The sequence below is a fragment of the Candidatus Oleimmundimicrobium sp. genome (assembly GCF_030651595.1).
Taxonomy (GTDB): Bacteria; Actinomycetota; Aquicultoria; order UBA3085; family Oleimmundimicrobiaceae; genus JAUSCH01.
This window is the reverse complement of the sequence record NZ_JAUSCH010000056.1, coordinates 24,102-40,573: the sequence shown is the minus strand read 5'-3', so window position 1 is coordinate 40,573 and position 16,472 is coordinate 24,102. Positions and strand designations below refer to the sequence as shown.

The 16,472-nt window shown below is 38.2% G+C and carries 16 protein-coding genes; 15 read left to right on the top strand and 1 reads right to left on the bottom strand.

All coding sequences use genetic code 11. From position 1 onward, the window contains the following. Positions 1-264: 264 nt before the first annotated feature. The 12 genes from Q7U95_RS03740 (at position 265) to disA (ending at position 13,356) form a co-directional block, all read left to right on the top strand. Complete coding sequence (locus Q7U95_RS03740; RefSeq protein WP_308751961.1) at positions 265-885, top strand: hypothetical protein; 621 nt, start codon at positions 265-267, stop codon at positions 883-885. Next, positions 803-1,708, top strand: coding sequence for a hypothetical protein (locus Q7U95_RS03735; protein WP_308751959.1), 906 nt, complete (start codon positions 803-805; stop codon positions 1,706-1,708). The genes Q7U95_RS03740 and Q7U95_RS03735 overlap by 83 nt, the downstream gene beginning before the upstream one ends. A gap of 8 nt (positions 1,709-1,716) precedes the next feature. Further along, positions 1,717-3,009 carry an aminotransferase class III-fold pyridoxal phosphate-dependent enzyme gene (locus tag Q7U95_RS03730; protein ID WP_308751957.1) on the top strand — a complete coding sequence of 431 codons (1,293 nt, stop codon included), beginning with the start codon at positions 1,717-1,719 and terminating at the stop codon, positions 3,007-3,009. After that, positions 3,010-3,462 carry an SRPBCC family protein gene (locus Q7U95_RS03725; RefSeq protein ID WP_308751955.1) on the top strand — a complete coding sequence of 151 codons (453 nt, stop codon included), beginning with the start codon at positions 3,010-3,012 and terminating at the stop codon, positions 3,460-3,462. Then, entirely contained in the window at positions 3,459-4,601 is a 1,143-nt protein-coding gene (locus Q7U95_RS03720; RefSeq protein WP_308751953.1) for an NAD(P)H-binding protein, read from the top strand. The genes Q7U95_RS03725 and Q7U95_RS03720 overlap by 4 nt, the downstream gene beginning before the upstream one ends. A 154-nt stretch (positions 4,602-4,755) precedes the next feature. Beyond that, complete coding sequence (greA, locus tag Q7U95_RS03715) at positions 4,756-5,223, top strand: transcription elongation factor GreA (RefSeq protein WP_308751951.1); 468 nt, start codon at positions 4,756-4,758, stop codon at positions 5,221-5,223. 29 nt (positions 5,224-5,252) lie between these two features. Continuing rightward, positions 5,253-6,731 (top strand): lysine--tRNA ligase, encoded by a 1,479-nt coding sequence (gene lysS, locus Q7U95_RS03710; protein ID WP_308751949.1) that lies wholly within the window; start codon positions 5,253-5,255, stop codon positions 6,729-6,731. A 127-nt stretch (positions 6,732-6,858) separates the two neighbouring features. Next, positions 6,859-7,386 (top strand): UvrB/UvrC motif-containing protein, encoded by a 528-nt coding sequence (locus tag Q7U95_RS03705; RefSeq protein ID WP_308751947.1) that lies wholly within the window; start codon positions 6,859-6,861, stop codon positions 7,384-7,386. 1 nt (position 7,387) lies between these two features. Beyond that, positions 7,388-8,452, top strand: coding sequence for a protein arginine kinase (locus tag Q7U95_RS03700; protein ID WP_308751945.1), 1,065 nt, complete (start codon positions 7,388-7,390; stop codon positions 8,450-8,452). After that, positions 8,453-10,897, top strand: coding sequence for an ATP-dependent Clp protease ATP-binding subunit (locus Q7U95_RS03695; protein WP_308751943.1), 2,445 nt, complete (start codon positions 8,453-8,455; stop codon positions 10,895-10,897). It abuts the gene before it with no gap. A 12-nt stretch (positions 10,898-10,909) separates the two neighbouring features. Beyond that, positions 10,910-12,262 carry a DNA repair protein RadA gene (gene radA, locus Q7U95_RS03690; protein ID WP_308751941.1) on the top strand — a complete coding sequence of 451 codons (1,353 nt, stop codon included), beginning with the start codon at positions 10,910-10,912 and terminating at the stop codon, positions 12,260-12,262. Positions 12,263-12,285: 23 nt separating this feature from the next. Continuing rightward, the gene (disA, locus tag Q7U95_RS03685; protein WP_308751939.1) at positions 12,286-13,356 is read left to right on the top strand and encodes a DNA integrity scanning diadenylate cyclase DisA; all 1,071 of its coding nucleotides are present in this window, start codon (positions 12,286-12,288) and stop codon (positions 13,354-13,356) included. Between the two features lie 122 nt (positions 13,357-13,478). Here the strand turns inward: disA and Q7U95_RS03680 are convergent, their stop codons facing one another. Continuing rightward, positions 13,479-13,874: a hypothetical protein gene (locus Q7U95_RS03680; protein WP_308751937.1), complete on the bottom strand. Its 396-nt coding sequence runs from the start codon at positions 13,872-13,874 to the stop codon at positions 13,479-13,481. Between the two features lie 214 nt (positions 13,875-14,088). On the opposite strand from Q7U95_RS03680, the gene Q7U95_RS03675 reads away from it, so the two are divergent. From Q7U95_RS03675 to ispF, 3 genes are read left to right on the top strand one after another with little or no spacing between them, the layout of a single operon-like run. Then, positions 14,089-15,159 (top strand): TRAM domain-containing protein, encoded by a 1,071-nt coding sequence (locus Q7U95_RS03675; RefSeq protein WP_308751935.1) that lies wholly within the window; start codon positions 14,089-14,091, stop codon positions 15,157-15,159. Further along, positions 15,156-15,848 (top strand): 2-C-methyl-D-erythritol 4-phosphate cytidylyltransferase, encoded by a 693-nt coding sequence (gene ispD / locus Q7U95_RS03670; RefSeq protein ID WP_308751933.1) that lies wholly within the window; start codon positions 15,156-15,158, stop codon positions 15,846-15,848. The genes Q7U95_RS03675 and ispD overlap by 4 nt, the downstream gene beginning before the upstream one ends. Further along, a complete protein-coding gene (gene ispF / locus Q7U95_RS03665; protein ID WP_308751931.1) occupies positions 15,845-16,318 on the top strand; it encodes a 2-C-methyl-D-erythritol 2,4-cyclodiphosphate synthase in 474 nt (157 codons plus the stop codon). Before ispD ends, ispF begins: the two co-directional genes overlap by 4 nt. Positions 16,319-16,472 lie beyond the last annotated feature (154 nt).

The following is a 16,472-nucleotide window of genomic DNA, read 5'->3' as shown; positions in this document are numbered from 1 at the left end:
GGGTTACATCCATCTTACAACGTAGTTGGAAGTTTTGGCTTTATAAAAAAGCCAAAGGGAAGGATATAGTTCAGCCTGGCGAGTTCTGCAGGCGCCTGAACAACCGTACATTTTGGAGCCGTTTAAAAAATGATCGGCCGTCTTTCTTTTGTTTCATTTTCTTGGACGAGCAAGAAAATGAAAGGAGTTCTCCTTTCTTGAGCTTCATCTTTTCCTATGTTAAAATGTACACAAATTTGTGGACATTTTGAGAGGAAGACATAAATGGATTTAATTCGCATTGGCAGTAAAGTAATAAGCCGCGAAAGACTCACCGAATTGGTGAGTGAGATTTTAAAAAAACGCTCAGATGGGGCAACTCAAGCAGAAGTGGCTTATGATGTTGGGGTTGAACGTTCTTTTGTCTCGCATCTTGAAGGTCTTGGAGAAATGAGAAGGGGAGAGCACATTGCTCTAGTGGGATTTCCCGTGGAAAACAAGCAAGAGGTTAAAAAAGCCGCTAAAGAATGTGGCGTAGATTTTGTTTATTTATTAAGCGAGAGAGAGCGGCTCTCTATTGCAGATAAGGGAGGAGCTTTTGTCTTCAATGAAGTTTTAAGCATTCTTGCCAAGCTTCAAAAATTCGATATAGTCATATTTTTAGCATCAGATAAAAGGGTTAAATCTTTAGGAAAAATTTTAAATGGTGAAGTAATAGGAGTTTCTTTGGGCAGGTCTCCCTTAAAAACGGATAAGAAGGTCGATGTGAAAGAACTTAAAAGTCTTTTAAGGAATATTATTGGTATCAAAAAGGGGGGGAAGGTTGAAAAAGGTCGTAAGCGTAAGTCTTGGATCTTCAAAAAGAGACCATCAGGCAAAAGTAAAATTATTAGGAGAAGAGTTTAGCATAAGTAGGGTCGGCACCGATGGAAATTTTAACAGAGCCATAGAGATTCTTAAAGAGCTCGATGGTAAAGTTGATGCCATTGGTTTAGGTGGAATAGACCTCTACCTTTATGCTGGTGGAAAAAGATATGAAATAAAGGATGCAAAAAAACTTAGAGAAGCGATTAAAAAAACCCCTGTTGCGGACGGAAGTGGTTTAAAAAATACCTTAGAAAGAGAAGTTGTTTATTATCTTGTCAATAAATTACATTATCCCCTAGAAGGTAAAAAGGTTTTGATGGTAAGTGCCGTTGACCGTTTTGGAATGGCAGAGGCATTAGATGCGGCAGGGTGTGAAATAATATTTGGAGACCTTATATTTGGGCTAAATCTTCCCGTTCCGATAAGATCTCTTTCAGTTTTTAATACGGTAGCAGCTATTTTTTTACCTATAGTTGTAAAAATGCCTTTTAAGATACTTTATCCTACAGGAGAAAAGCAAGAGAGGGAACCGGACCCGAAGTATACAAAATATTATGAAGAGGCGGATATAATTGCCGGAGATTATTTGTTTATTCGAAAATATATGCCACAGAACATGAAAGGTAAATGGATATTGACTAACACGATAACGAGTGAAGATGTTGAGGATTTAAAGTCTCGCGGGGTGAAATTGCTTATTACCACAACTCCGGAATTTCAAGGTCGTTCTTTTGGGACCAATGTTATGGAAGCTACTATGGTTGCAATTTTAGGAAAGCCGGTGGAGAAAATTAGGTCAGAAGACTATTCAAATCTTCTTAAAAAACTTAAATTTAAACCGAGAATAATTGAACTTAATTAGGTGGTAAAATGGAAAGCATTAAAAACGAAACCGCAAAAACAATAACGAGAGAGACTTTTCAAAAGACAAAAGATTATCACAACCCATCTCTAACAAGGCTTCTTAAGTTAACTGGTTATGATACCGTTGAGTGGAAAGCTCGCGGAGCAATTATTACCGATATTTTTGGTAAAGATTATATAGACTGTGCTGGTGGTTATGGTGTCTTTAATATAGGGCATAGTCATCCAAAAGTGATAAAGGCTGTCCAAGAGCAATTAAAGAAAATGTCGTTATCTTCCAAAGTTTTTTTAAATAAACCCCTCGCTGATTTAGCTGAACTTATAGCTAAAATAACTCCAGGCGATCTTCAATATTCTTTTTTCTGTAATAGTGGGGCTGAGGCTGTTGAGGGGGCTTTAAAGCTTGCTCGGGTTACTACAGGAAGAACTAAAATTATCTCAACTCATAACGCTTTTCATGGGAAAACATTTGGCGCTTTATCTGCGACGGGAAAAGATATTTATCGAGATCCATTTAAGCCTTTAGTCGGTGATTTTATTCATGTTCCTTTTGGAGATATAAAAGCTATGCAAAAGGCAGTTTGTGAAAATACGGCAGCGGTTATAGTTGAGCCTATTCAAGGTGAGGGTGGCATAATTGTTCCCCCAGACGCTTATTTGCCTGAATTGAGAAAAATCTGTGATGAAGCGGGGGTTCTTTTGATAGTCGATGAAATTCAGACCGGGCTTGGACGAACCGGTAAGATGTTTGCTGTGGATCACTATGGAGTTGTTCCAGATATAATTACGCTCGCAAAAGCTTTAAGTGGAGGAGTTATTCCAATTGGGGCGTTCACCGGTACCAGTGAAGTTTGGGAAGTCTTCAACTCAAATCCTTTGATTATAACGTCAACTTTTGGTGGGAATCCTTTAGCTTGTGTGGCGGCGAAAGCGGCAATTGAGGTTGTTTTAGAAGAGAATCTTTGCGAACGGGCTGTGCAGCTTGGGGATTATTTAATGGCTGGTTTAAGAGATTTACAGATGAGCTATCCAAATATCATTTCTGAAATTAGAGGGAAGGGATTGATGATAGGTTTTGAGTTAACCAAAGAAGGTCTTGGTGGAATTATCATCCCTGAAATGGCAAAAGAAGGGATAACCGCCGTTTATACTTTAAATAATCCAAAAGTAATTAGGTTTGAGCCACCGCTTGTTATTACTGAAAATCAATTAGATAAGGTTTTACAGGGAACAAAAAAAGCCATTGAGAAGGCACAGTCTATGTATAATCGATTATTTAAGCTTAAAGGAGGAAACTAAATGCCTTGTGTTAAAAGTTCAATAGAGATTAAGGCTCCTAAAAAAGATGTTTATAAATTGGCTAAAAACATGGAGAGTTTTCCCAGCTTTATGAGGGATGTGAAAGAAGTAAAGGTTGTTAAAGAGGAGAAAAATAAGACTGTTACGGAGTGGGCGACTGAGATTGATGATATTGCTTTAAATTGGACAGAGGAAGAATGGTTCGATGACGAAAACTGTCTTATTAAGTATAAACTTATCGAGGGTGATTTAGATAAATTTGAAGGCGAATGGAAATTTGAAGAGATACCGGAAGGCACGAGATTGGTTCTAACTGTTGATTTTGATTTTGGGATGCCCAATATGGAAGATCTTATTGGGCCTGTTTTAGAGTTAAAGGTTAAGGAGAATTCGGAGATGATGCTCGAAGGAATGAAAAAAAAGATGGAAGGCTCTCGGAAGGTGAAAAGATGAGAAAGTTTGCATTTCTCATTCACCCGTTAGATTTAGATGATGTGGTTAATTTTGAAAAAAAGGCCGCCGGTAAGCCGGTTGCTCTTATAAAAAAAATGTTACTGTGGATGTGTGAAAAGCCGCCATTTATAGGGTCGCATATAATCGGCATTACTTCAAAGACAGGTAGAAAAGCTGAAGGGTGGTTTATAACTGTGCCTTTGCTGCCTGAGCAGATGAGAGAACATCCTGAACTTGCTCAAAGAAAAATCCTTGAAGCTATTGATATAGCAAAAGAACTTGGGGCTAGCATTGTGGGGCTCGGTGGTTTTACTTCCATTGCTGTAAATGGGGGGTTATCAATAGCAAAACAATCTGCTCTTCCAATTACAACGGGAAACGCTTATACAGTTGCTGCTGCAGTAAATGGAACAAAGAAGGCAGCAAGGTTAATGGGGATACGGTTATCTAAGGCTAAATTAGTTGTTGTTGGGGCTACTGGTTCAATTGGAAGGGCATGTAGTGAAATTCTTGCGCCAGAAGTTGCAGAAATAGTTTTAGTGGGGAGACGTCAAAGAGCTCTTGAACTCCAAGTGAATAAACTAAAAGAACTTGCGGTGGTTAGCGCTTCCACGGATATAAAGAAGGCCTTAGAGGGGGCGGATATAGTTATATCAGCCACCAGTGATGCCAATACAATAATTGATGTTGCCGATTTTGAGTCCGGAACAGTAGTTTGTGATGTTGCTCAGCCACCTGATGTATCTAAATCTGTTTTAAAAGAGAGAAATGATATTCTGGTCTTTGACGGAGGAATTATAAAAATACCTGGGAGAAAAATAAAAAGGGAATCGCGTTTTGATTATGATTTTAGGTTGAAGCCGGATAAATATGCTTACGCGTGTATGTCTGAGACCATGATTTTATGTCTCGAAGGAATAAAAGAAAATTTTGACATGGGGAGTGTTCGGGTCTCCAACGTGGAGAAAATTTCCAGGTTTGCGATGAAACATGGATTTAAATTGGCCGGTTTTCGCAGTTTCGGAGAGAGAATAACCCGGGATAAAATTAAAGAAATAAGGAAGAACGCTGCCTTAAACAGCAATAAGAAATGGTTCTATCGAGTTCGTCGGATGTTAAAATATTCCAAATTAGGTTAAAGGTTTTTTTAAGTTATCCTTTCAACAGGTTGATTTATTTTGACAGGTAGGCAATATTTTTTTATAATGCAGTATTAGTAGTATACATACGTGCGTTGGCACTGCTAAGCAGTGCCGTTTTATATTAAATAATTTACTGAGAGGAAGTTGCCTAATGGAAAAAGAGGTTGCTTTAACAGAAACAGGTTGTCGAAAACTTGAAGAAGAACTGGATTATTTAGTAACTAAGAAGCGTAGGGAAATTGCAAAGCGAATAAAAGAGGCGATTGAGTTTGGAGACATCAGCGAAAATGCTGAATATGATGATGCTAAAAATGAACAGGCCTTTATTGAAGGTCGAATAGATCAGATAACAAACATTCTTAAAAATGCTAAAATTATTAGCAATAAGAGAAAAACCGATGAAGTGGATTTAGGTTCATTGGTGGTTTTAAGAGATTTGGAGTCTAACGAAGTTGTTGAGTATATGTTGGTTGGCTCCGCTGAAGCAAATCCGTGCGAATATAGAATTTCCAATGAATCTCCTGTCGGGATGGCTATTATTGGCAAAAAACCAGGGGATAAAGTAATGGTTCAAGCTCCTCTCGGAAAATTGGAGTACTTGATATCTGAAATTAAATAATAAATTTAAGGAGCTATTGAAAGGCAATAATGGAAGATAATGAATTAGAACTTAACGAGCTAATGATTCAACGCCGTTATAAATTACAGGAGTTGGTATCCTCAAACATAAATCCTTACAAGGGAAAATTTGAGCAGAAAAATTATATTTCTGAAATTATATCAACCCACAAGAATCTTCAGCCCGGCGAAAATACTGATAATAGGGTTATCGTAGCCGGAAGAATCATGGCTCTTCGGAAACATGGCAAAGCAAGTTTTGCCGTAATTAGCGATGTCTCGGGAAAGATTCAACTATATTTGTCGATAGATAAGTTAGGCGAAAAGGCGTATCATTTTTCCACTGATTCAGATATTGGGGATTGGGTAGGAATATCAGGGCTAGTATTTAAAACCCACCGCGGAGAACTGTCAATTGCGGTTGATAAATTTGAGCTTTTATCTAAATCTCTTCGGCCTTTCCCAGAAAAGTGGCATGGTTTAAAAGATGTTGAGATTAGGCATCGTCAGCGTTACGTTGATTTAATAGTAAATTCCGGTGTTAAAGAATTATTTATTAAAAGAAATAAGATAATTAAGTTTATACGAAACTTTTTAGATGAAAAGGGATTTTTGGAAGTAGAAACTCCTATGTTGCAATCCATTCCTGGAGGGGCGACTGCAAGGCCTTTCACCACTCACCACAACGCTTTAGATATTGACCTATATCTTCGTATAGCTCCCGAGCTTTATTTAAAACGCTTGATTGTGGGAGGGCTTGAAAGAGTATATGAGCTCAATAGAAACTTTAGGAATGAAGGGATGTCCGCAAAGCATAATCCCGAGTTCACAATGCTTGAAATATACCAAGCATATGCTGACTATAATGATATGATAAAGTTTACACAGGAACTTATAAGCTCAGTAGTTAAAGAACTATGTGATTCTACGATAATTGAATATGAGGACAATAAGCTTGATTTTTCCGATGGGTGGCGGGAATACACGATGCTTGAGGCAATTGAGAAATTCGCGGGCATAAAACTCTCGTTTGAAATGGAAATCGGTGAATTAAAAGCCATAGCCAAGCAACATCAAGTGGCAATAAAAGATAATTTTGGCAAAGGAAAGATAATTACGGAAATTTTTGATAAACTTATTGAAGGACAACTTATTCAGCCTACGTTTATAAAAGATTATCCAATTGAGGTAACGCCATTGGCTAAACAGCACCCCGATAATCCGAATCTTACCGAAAGATTTGAATTAATTATTGCTGGAAGGGAAATAGCCAATGCTTTCTCCGAATTAATAAATCCTTTGGAGCAAAGAAAGCGTTTTGAGCAACAATTGGATGAAAATGATGAAGAAGCTCAGCGCATAGATGAAGATTTTCTTAGGGCGCTGGAATATGGAATGCCTCCGACAGGGGGCCTCGGCATAGGAATTGATAGGTTGATTATGCTTTTAACCAACTCTCACTCGATTCAAGAAGTAATTCTCTTTCCTCAAATGAAACCGGAAAGTTAAACTTCAGTTAGAGCGTTTCCGCATCATCATTCGTAGATTTTTTAAATTAAAGCTGCATGGCTAAAAATTGTGGCGAATGATAAAATAAAATTAGATAATCAGACAACCTTTTTAGGAGATACAAATCATGTTTTGCGATGAATGTCATAAAAATAAACCCTATATTTATTTGGTTAAAATTGCGAATGGTAAAATCTTTAGAACTCATTTATGCAAAGATTGCGCGATGAAGTTTTGGAATGGTATTTTATCTTTTAATGAATTCACTGAGCTACCTGAATTTTTAAGTGATACTCTTTTTGATTTCAAGGAAAACTCTTTACTTGAAGATTTTAAGGAGAAGGATGAATTGGTTTGTTCTACATGTGGGATAAGATTGAGTGATTTTTGTAAGAGTGGACGGTTGGGATGTAGCGCGTGTTACAAATCGTTTGGGTCAAAACTTTCTTTATTACTTAAAAAAATCCATGGCGAAGCGAAACATGTGGGCAAGACTCCAAGCAATTTAAATGAACAAGTTAAACTTGAGTTAAAATTAATGCGGTTACAACAGCGACTAAAGATATACGTTAAAAAAGAAGAGTATGAAAAAGCTGCCAAGGCAAGAGATGAAATTAGCAATTTGGAGAAGAACATTTCTCTGGAGGTAAGTTAATTTGATTACTTTTAAGTCGAATTTCAGTAATTGGATAGAAGATGAGAGCTCAGATTCGGATGTGATTGTAAGTAGCAGAGTAAAGATTGCCAGGAATTTAACTAATTTTACCTTTCCTCATTGGGCAACTGAAGCTCAATTAAGCGAAGTTCGGGGTTTTATTTTAAAAGCTATTACTGGTGAGTGTGATTTTAACGATCTCATCTTAATCTTTTCTGAAGAGCTTGCCCCACAAAAAAAAGATATTTTGGTTGAAAAACATCTGATAAGCCCAACCTTCAATGTTAAGAAAAAAGGCTTGGCGGTTATTCTAAGTGAGAAAAATACTGACTTATGTATCATGATTAATGAGGAGGACCATCTTTGCATTCAAGCATTTTCGTCCGGGCTTCAGCTGCAAAAAGCTTGGAAGATTGCGGATGAAATTGATGAACGATTGAGTTCACACTTACCTTATGCGTTTTCTGCGCACCGGGGATATTTAACTGAACGTCCAACCAATATCGGCACGGGCATGAGGGCTTCAGTTATGATGCATCTGCCGGCTTTGGCAATTAATGATGAAGTGGAATTATTGTTTTCGAATTTATCGAATTCCAACATAACCGTGAGGGGACTTTTTGGAGAGGGGACCGACGTAGCGGGAAATTTTTACCAGGTGTCCAATCAAACAACAATAGGTAAGTCCGAGGATGAAATCATTGATGATTTACAAAAAGTGTCTAAAAATATAATAGAAAGAGAAAGAGCCGCTAGACAAATTTTAGCGAAAGAGGAAAAGATCAAATTGATAGATGAAGTTTCAAGAGCATGGGGTACTCTTACCCATGCAAAATTAATCTCTTTCGAAGAGGCCATTGATTACTTATCAATGATTCGTCTAGGCATTGACCTTAACATTTTACCTAATTTGAGTTGTAACCAGGTAACAAAACTAATGATGCTTATAAAACCTGCTCATCTTCGTGATTCTATTGGAAAAGACGTTGATGAAGATTCTGAGTTAATAGCTCGAGCTAACCTTATAAAACACAAGCTATTTGAGTTGCGGGAAGGGGTGGTTTAAATGTTTGAGAGATTTACTGAGCGGGCTAAAAGGGTAATTGTTTCTGCTCAAGAAGAGGCCAAGATGCTAAAACAAAATTATGTTGGAACCGAGCATCTTCTGTTGGGATTAATTCACGAAAAAGAGAGCATAGCCGTTAAAGTATTGGAAAACTTAGGTCTTAGCTTAGAAGACATACAAGAACAAATTGAAGAAGAAACTGAAATGGGGGCAACTGAACCGATTGGCCACATTCCTTTTACGCCCCGGGCTAAAAAAGCTTTAGAGCTTTCTTTAAGAGAAGCTTTAAGACTTGGACACAACTATATTGGGACCGAGCACATTTTACTTGGTTTAATAAAAGAAAAGGAAGGAATTGCGGCAAAAGTTCTTGAGGAGTCGGGGGTAGATTTTGAAAGCGCTTATGAGCAAACCGTTCAGCTTCTAAGCGGCCATTATGAAGATAAAATCATAGAACCACAGGTGGAAAGAGAGAAAAAAAATCTTCTTGATGAGTTTGGAAGAAATCTTACCCAATATGCTTTGGAAAATAAACTTGATCCCACAGTAGGTCGAAAGAAAGAGATAGAAAGAGTAATGCAGATTCTCTCAAGGAGAACTAAAAATAATCCTGTTTTAATAGGTGACCCTGGAGTGGGAAAAACGGCAATAGTTGAGGGATTAGCTCAGCTCATAGCGAAAAACGAAGTTCCTGAAACACTAAAAGACAAGCAGATATATGCACTTGATTTAGGCTTGTTAATCGCTGGCTCTAAATACCGCGGAGAATTTGAAGAAAGATTAAAAAAGATAATGAAAGAAATTCGCGATAGGGGAGACGTTATTATATTTATCGATGAGCTTCATACTATTATTGGAGCCGGTGCAGCTGAAGGAGCTATTGATGCGGCTAGCATTCTCAAGCCATCTTTGGCGCGTGGTGAGATTCAGACCATTGGAGCTACCACGTTGAATGAGTATAGGAAACATATTGAAAAAGATTCGGCTTTGGAACGCAGATTTCAACCAATTATGGTTGATGAGCCGACTATTGATGAGACGATAAATATTTTAAAGGGGCTAAAGGATTGTTATGAGGCACACCATCATGTGAATATCACCGATGACGCAATTTCTGCTGCTGCTTATCTTGGAGATAGATATATATCTGATAGGTTTTTGCCTGATAAAGCAATTGATTTAATTGATGAAGCGGCCTCTAAAGTTAGATTGAGGTTGATGACGGTTCCTTCCGGAGTGAAAGAGATTGAGAGTGAGCTATATCAAACAAGAAAGGAAAAAGAGGCAGCGGTAAAGGAACAAGATTTTGAGAAAGCTGCTGATTTACGTGATGAAGAAAAATCTCTTATCAAGAAAAAGAGACAAATTATTGAGAGTTGGAAGAAACCCAAACTCACGGATGCGGAAAAAGTTGAAGAAAAAGAAGTGGCAGAAGTTGTTTCAGCATGGACCGGCATTCCAGTGGTAAAAATTACGGAGGAAGAATCGGCAAAATTGCTTTGTATGGAAGAAGCTCTCCATAAAAGAGTTGTTGGACAAGATGAGGCCGTTAAGGCCATTTCCAAAGCTATTCGAAGAACCAGAGCTGGATTAAAGGATCCTCGAAGACCAACTGGTTCGTTTATTTTTCTCGGGCCTTCAGGGGTTGGCAAGACGGAACTGGCGCGCGCCTTAGCCGAATATCTCTTTGGTGATGAAGGGGCGCTTTTGCAATTTGATATGTCGGAATATATGGAGAAACACAACACATCGAGATTGGTTGGTTCTCCTCCCGGCTATGTTGGCTATGAAGAAGGGGGTCAGCTTACTGAATCTGTAAGGCGCAAACCGTACTCCGTTGTCTTATTTGATGAAATTGAGAAAGCTCATCCGGATGTTTTTAACATGCTTTTACAGATATTAGAGGATGGGAAATTAACTGATGCTCAAGGTCGTGTCGTTGATTTTAAGAATACTATTGTGATTATGACTTCGAACCTCGGTGCTCGTATGATACAGAAAACCACTCGAATTGGTTTCTCGAAAGAATCGGGAGAATCTTTACCCTACATTGAGATGAAGAAAAAGGTGATGAGCGAACTTAAAAAGACCTTTCGACCTGAGTTTTTAAATAGAGTGGATGATACAATTGTCTTTCATGAACTTAGCGAAAAGGATATCAAGTCTATCGTTGATTTAATGATTAAGCGAGTTGAAAAACAACTTAAAACAAAGAATATATCAATTGTTTTAACCGACGAAGTAAAAACATTGCTTTCTAAAAAAGGTTATGATCACGCTTTAGGAGCAAGGCCACTCAGAAGAGCAATTCAGCGGTTGGTTGAAGATCCACTTTCAGATGCTATATTGCGCGGTGATTTTGCGAAAGTACATAAGGTTAAAATTGATACTAGGAATGGCGAAGTAATATTTGAACCCGAGAAGGAAAAAGTGCAACTTAGCTAGAAAGAGTTTAGTATGCGGAAAACCCAAACTATAATGCGTTGTCAAGAATGCGGTTATACCTCTTTAAAGTGGTTAGGAAGGTGCCCGGACTGTGGAGAGTGGAATACCATAGTTGAAGAGTCTGTCGCAAAGACTCCAAAAAGCAACGCTTTTAAATCATTTAATCCAGCTCAGGATATAATCAGCATAAAGGAAGCAGAGAAAAAACGTCTCCCAACGCAAATTCCGGAACTAGATAGAGTTTTAGGAGGAGGTATTGTAGACGGCTCCCTGGTTTTGCTGGGCGGGGTGCCCGGTGTAGGCAAATCGACACTTCTTCTCCAAGTTTCCAATAGTATGGCGTTATCCGGTAACAAGGTTTTAATTGTCTCGGGCGAGGAATCGGCCAAACAGATAAAGATGAGGTCGAATAGGTTAGGGCAACTCTCACCCAACCTGTTTATTTTATGCGAAACTGATTTTGACTATATTCAAAGCCAGATTGAAGAGATAAACCCCGCGCTTCTTATTATCGATTCAATCCAAACGATGTTTTGTTCTGATATTTCTTCGTCTCCGGGGAGTGTAAGCCAGGTAAGGGAATTTACGGGACGCTTGCTTAGAATAGCTAAGACGAAGGGTCTTCCAACTTTTATTGTTGGGCATGTGACCAAAGATGGGTCTATAGCCGGGCCTAAAATATTGGAGCATATAGTTGATACGGTTTTATATTTTGAAGGAGATACACATCGCAACTACCGAGTAGTAAGGGCAGTTAAAAATCGCTTTGGTTCAACTAACGAAGTGGGTATATTTGAGATGACTTCAAAGGGTCTTACAGAGGTTGTAAATCCGTCGGCGCTTTTTTTAGCTGAGAGGCCCACTGATGTTCCTGGTTCCATTGTAGTTGTTACAATGGAAGGCAATCGGCCTCTCCTTGTGGAATTGCAGGGGTTAACATCCAGCTCTTACTTAAATATTCCCCGTCGTCTTTGTTCGGGACTTGATTTTAATCGTCTTTCTTTAGTTTTGGCGGTTCTTGAGAAAAAAATGGGTCATCATCTTGAAAAGTGTGATGTTTATGTAAATATTACGGGGGGAATAAAAGTTGTGGAGCCGGCAGCTGATTTGGGGATTGCTCTTGTTGTGGCTTCATCTTACCTTGATAAAAAGATACCAGCTGATGTGGCTGCCTTTGGTGAAATTGGATTGGCGGGAGAAGTAAGATTCGTAAGCCAAGTTGAGAAGCGTTTAGCCGAGGCGGCGAGTCTCGGATTTAAAAGGGTAATCTTACCGGCGCAAGATGCCGATATAAAAAATAAAGGTTTAGACATTGAGCTTTTGCCTGTAAAAAATGTTCGAGAAGCATTGAAATATCTAAATTAATGATGATTGGGGTGGCTTGAATATTGAGTGAAAAGAAGAAAACAACTTTGATTAATGTTTTAAAGATAGTGGCTCCCGGCACACCTATACGTGATGCTTTGGAGCAAATTATAAGTGGAAGAACGGGAGCATTGATTGTTATAGGCGATGTTGAAGAAGTTGAAAAACTTTGCGATGGCGGATTTGAACTAAATGTTGAACTTCATCCCCAAAAACTTTTTGAGTTATCTAAGATGGATGGTGCCATCATTTTAGACCAGGACTTAAAGAAAATTTTAGGAGCAAATATTCACTTGGTACCAGACCCAATGCTCTCGACTGATGAAACTGGTATGCGGCATAGAACTGCTGAGCGAGTGGCGAAACAAACCAATGCTTTGGTGGTCTCAATTTCACAGCGGCGGGATGTAATATCATTATATTGGAGCAACTATAAATATGTGCTTGAAGATATTCGAGCATTGTTAGCCAAAGCCAATCAAGCTCTACAAACGCTTGAGAAATATAAAATTAGGCTCAATGAAGTTTCTACTAATTTAAATTCACTTGAATTTCAGGATTTTGTAACGCTCTTGGATGTAGGGTCAATTATTCAGCGGTTTGAAATGGTGAAAAGAGTTGCTGATGAAGTGGAACGGTATATAATCGAGCTTGGCTCCGAAGGCCGATTAATAAAAATGCAGCTAGAGGAACTTATGGTTCGCGTAGAAGAAGATAATATGATGGTGTTAAAAGATTATTGTAAAGATAGCAGAAGAGCTGAGAAAGCTGCAAAAGAGCTTAGGCGACTTTCTTCTGAGGAGTTACTAGACTTAACTAACATATGCCGGATACTTGGATATGAAGGTGATACCGTTAATATTCTGGATAAGATTGTTCATCCAAAAGGGTATCGTTTACTCAGGAAGATTCCGCGTCTTCCGGTAACAATAGTGAATAAGATTATAAAGAAATTTGGCGATTTGGAGACAATAATCAAGGCAAGCATAGAAGATCTGGATGAGGTTGAGGGGATAGGAGAGGTAAGAGCGAAAGCTATCTGGGAAGGTCTAAAGAGACTTCGAGGTCACAGCACCTTAGAACAATATATCTAAATTTATTTACTATCAGATAAATTTCCTACAAATAACCCATTCAGGTTTTAAAAATTAATAAAAAACTTATGTTTTTAATTTTTCTGGAGACCGAAAGCTGGCAGCTGAAAAATGGTAACTATTTAGGTTAGACTGTAAACTCCCAGGGTGGAAATTCGGTTATTCTCATGAGTGATAATTTTTTCAAGATCCAAATCCAAAAGTGTACACGTAGCTGCTAAATAAAACATTGTATTTCCTAATTCAGCCTCAATAGCTTCAAGGCAATTGGGACAAAGTTTTCCTTCAAGGTGAGTGCGGACATATTCTGATATCTCAGATAAAGTTGCATCTTTGGGAATTGGTTGTTTTGAGGCCTTGATTTTTAAACATCCACAGCTAGTCACAGCTTTACTTATAGCTCTATTTACGTGAGCTGTTGCTTCTTGGAGTTTTGACATTACATCGATAATACTTTTATGTCTTATCAGATATTCAGAGACTGTATCCTGGAACTCTTTACATATCTTATCACTCATTACATCACCCTCTGTTGCAGATTATTTAAGCTAAAATTATTATAGGTTTTATCTATTTTAATTGTCAAGAAAGAATCCCTGTTAAATATCGTTATAAAATGATCTTTTTTTGACGGTGTTTTTAAAATTATGTTATCATTTTTTTAAGAAAACTTGAGAAAGGAGGCAAGAGAAATAGGTATTAAAAAATAAGTTTTATCAGGAGGAGGGTTCGATGTTAACAACTATTATCCGTTTGATATTTACTCTCCTTGGCGCAGTTGGCGGAGCTGAACTTGCTAATCTTTATCAAATTTCCATCCCGGGGCCATCATTTTTCGGCATTATACTATATATTATAATCGGCGCTGGTATAGGATATTTTATAGGTGGCGTAGTAGGTATCCAAACCGCTAAGGGTTTAAATTGGATGGAACAGACCATCCAAAAAGTACCACTTCTAGACATAATTGTAGGGGTTGCCGGTTTAATTGTCGGCTTAATTTTAGCAACCCTTGTATCTTTACCTCTTTGGAAAATTCCAGTATTTGGGCCATACTTAGCGATGCTTATCTTTGTGATATTGGGCTATCTTGGGACGTGGCTTGGGTTGCGTAAGAAGGAAGATATCAGTTCAAATTTTAAGTTTTTGAGTCAGTCTAAAATACACGGAAAGAAATTCATTCCTCTCAAAAAAATCCTCGATACGAGCGTAATTATAGATGGGCGCATCGTCGATATTTGCAGAACCGGTTTTATAAGTGGCGAGTTGATTGTTCCCGCCTTTGTTTTAAAAGAACTTCAAGCTATAGCTGATTCAGAAGATTCGTTGAAAAGAAGTAAAGGCCGCCGAGGTTTAGATGTTCTTCATGAATTGCGAGAGGAACCAAATGTGAAGGTAAAGATTGTTGAAAAAGATTACCCAAAAATCTCGAACGTTGATGCTAAATTAGTTCAAATGGGCAAAGATATGGGGTTACCCCTCGTTACAAATGATTTTAATTTAAATAAAGTTGCTGGGTTATACAACGTTGTGGTCCTTAATATAAATGAGCTTGCAAACGCACTAAAACCCGTGGTCTTACCCGGTGAGGAGATAAACATATATGTCATTAAAAAAGGCAAAGAGGTTGGCCAGGGTATTGGTTATTTAAATGACGGTACAATGGTGGTCATTGAAGGAGGAAACGTCAACATAGGCCAAGAAATCAAAGTTTTAGTGACAAGCGCCTTACAAACATCGGCGGGGAGAATGATATTTGCTAAACCGAAAGTCGGGGGAGAAAGCAAAACGGAGGGTAGATGAATGTAGCTATAGTTGTTGCAGCAGGTAAAAGTAGTCGGATGAAAATGGGGCGTAGTAAGCAATATCTGCTTTTATTGGGGAAACCTGTTTTAACACATACCTTGTCTGTTTTTGAAGATTGTTCGGCAATTGATAGAGTAATTCTCTTGGTAAACTCTAATGATGTAGAATTTTGTCAAAAAGAGATTGTAGAGAAGCATGGGTTTAAAAAGGTTTTAAAAGTGGCTGAAGGCGGTGAGAAAAGACAAGATTCAGTATACAACGGATTGTGTCTTCTTCCTCCAACTGCTGAAATTACACTGGTTCATGATGGTGCGAGGCCTTTTGTGACTTCTGAAATCTTAATTAAGGCAATATCTTCTCTGGAAGGTTGGCATGGTGTGGTGGTTGGTGTCCCGGCAAAAGATACGATAAAAGTGGTCGACAATGATAAGATAAGTAAAACTTTACTTAGAAAAAATATTTGGTGTGCCCAGACGCCGCAGGTATTTTTAACTTCTATTTTAATAGAAGCTTACGAAAAGGCCAAAAAAGATAGTTTTTGTGGAACTGATGATTCAATGCTTGTTGAAAGACTTGGTTATAAAGTGAGAATGATTATGGGTTCGTACGATAATATAAAGATTACTACTCAAGAAGATTTAGAGGTAGCAGAGGGAATTTTAAGAAAAAGAGGATTTACGAAATGAGAGTTGGAATTGGTTACGATGCTCATAGATTTATAGAAGGGCGTCCTTTAATTTTAGGGGGAGTTGGAATATCTCATCATTTGGGTTTGGGAGGCCATTCAGATGCGGATGTTTTGACCCACGCTATTATTGATGCAATTTTAGGTGCAATCGGTGAAGGGGATATAGGGAGTCATTTCCCCGATACATCTGATAAATATAAGGGAATTTGCAGTCTGGATTTGTTGTCTGATATTACTGAGCTTATGTTTTCAAAAGGATATAAGATTGTTAATTTAGATGCTACGGTAATTCTTCAGGAACCCAAATTGGCTCCTTATTGGGGAAAAATGAAAGAAAAAATTTCAAAAATTTTAAAAGTTAACAAATCCCAAATAAATTTCAAAGCTACGACCACCGAAGGAATGGGTTTTACCGGAAGGTGTGAAGGAATAGCTGCCCAAGCCATTGCTCTGTTAAAGGAAAAATAAAAGGGTAACGGGCAGAGGGTTAAGAAGAATTGTAAATTGCCGTGCCGACCGGCAGGCAGGAAGATTGGAAATTTTAAAGTTTTAAAACGAAAAATAATTTTGCAATTAACTGCAAAGCAGCTTATGGCTGATGGTTGTTAGGGACATAAAACAC

What these genes read in the sequence shown, in the direction of transcription:
- Q7U95_RS03725 (WP_308751955.1), top strand. Translation starts at nt 3,010, where the DNA reads ATGCCTTGTGTTAAAAGTTCAATAGAGATTAAGGCTCCTAAAAAAGAT.
- radA (WP_308751941.1), top strand. Translation starts at nt 10,910, where the DNA reads ATGCGGAAAACCCAAACTATAATGCGTTGTCAAGAATGCGGTTATACC.
- greA (WP_308751951.1), top strand. Translation starts at nt 4,756, where the DNA reads ATGGAAAAAGAGGTTGCTTTAACAGAAACAGGTTGTCGAAAACTTGAA.
- Q7U95_RS03740 (WP_308751961.1), top strand. Translation starts at nt 265, where the DNA reads ATGGATTTAATTCGCATTGGCAGTAAAGTAATAAGCCGCGAAAGACTC.
- Q7U95_RS03705 (WP_308751947.1), top strand. Translation starts at nt 6,859, where the DNA reads ATGTTTTGCGATGAATGTCATAAAAATAAACCCTATATTTATTTGGTT.
- ispD (WP_308751933.1), top strand. Translation starts at nt 15,156, where the DNA reads ATGAATGTAGCTATAGTTGTTGCAGCAGGTAAAAGTAGTCGGATGAAA.
- lysS (WP_308751949.1), top strand. Translation starts at nt 5,253, where the DNA reads ATGGAAGATAATGAATTAGAACTTAACGAGCTAATGATTCAACGCCGT.
- Q7U95_RS03730 (WP_308751957.1), top strand. Translation starts at nt 1,717, where the DNA reads ATGGAAAGCATTAAAAACGAAACCGCAAAAACAATAACGAGAGAGACT.
- Q7U95_RS03695 (WP_308751943.1), top strand. Translation starts at nt 8,453, where the DNA reads ATGTTTGAGAGATTTACTGAGCGGGCTAAAAGGGTAATTGTTTCTGCT.
- Q7U95_RS03675 (WP_308751935.1), top strand. Translation starts at nt 14,089, where the DNA reads ATGTTAACAACTATTATCCGTTTGATATTTACTCTCCTTGGCGCAGTT.
- ispF (WP_308751931.1), top strand. Translation starts at nt 15,845, where the DNA reads ATGAGAGTTGGAATTGGTTACGATGCTCATAGATTTATAGAAGGGCGT.
- Q7U95_RS03680 (WP_308751937.1), bottom strand. Translation starts at nt 13,874, where the DNA reads ATGAGTGATAAGATATGTAAAGAGTTCCAGGATACAGTCTCTGAATAT.
- Q7U95_RS03720 (WP_308751953.1), top strand. Translation starts at nt 3,459, where the DNA reads ATGAGAAAGTTTGCATTTCTCATTCACCCGTTAGATTTAGATGATGTG.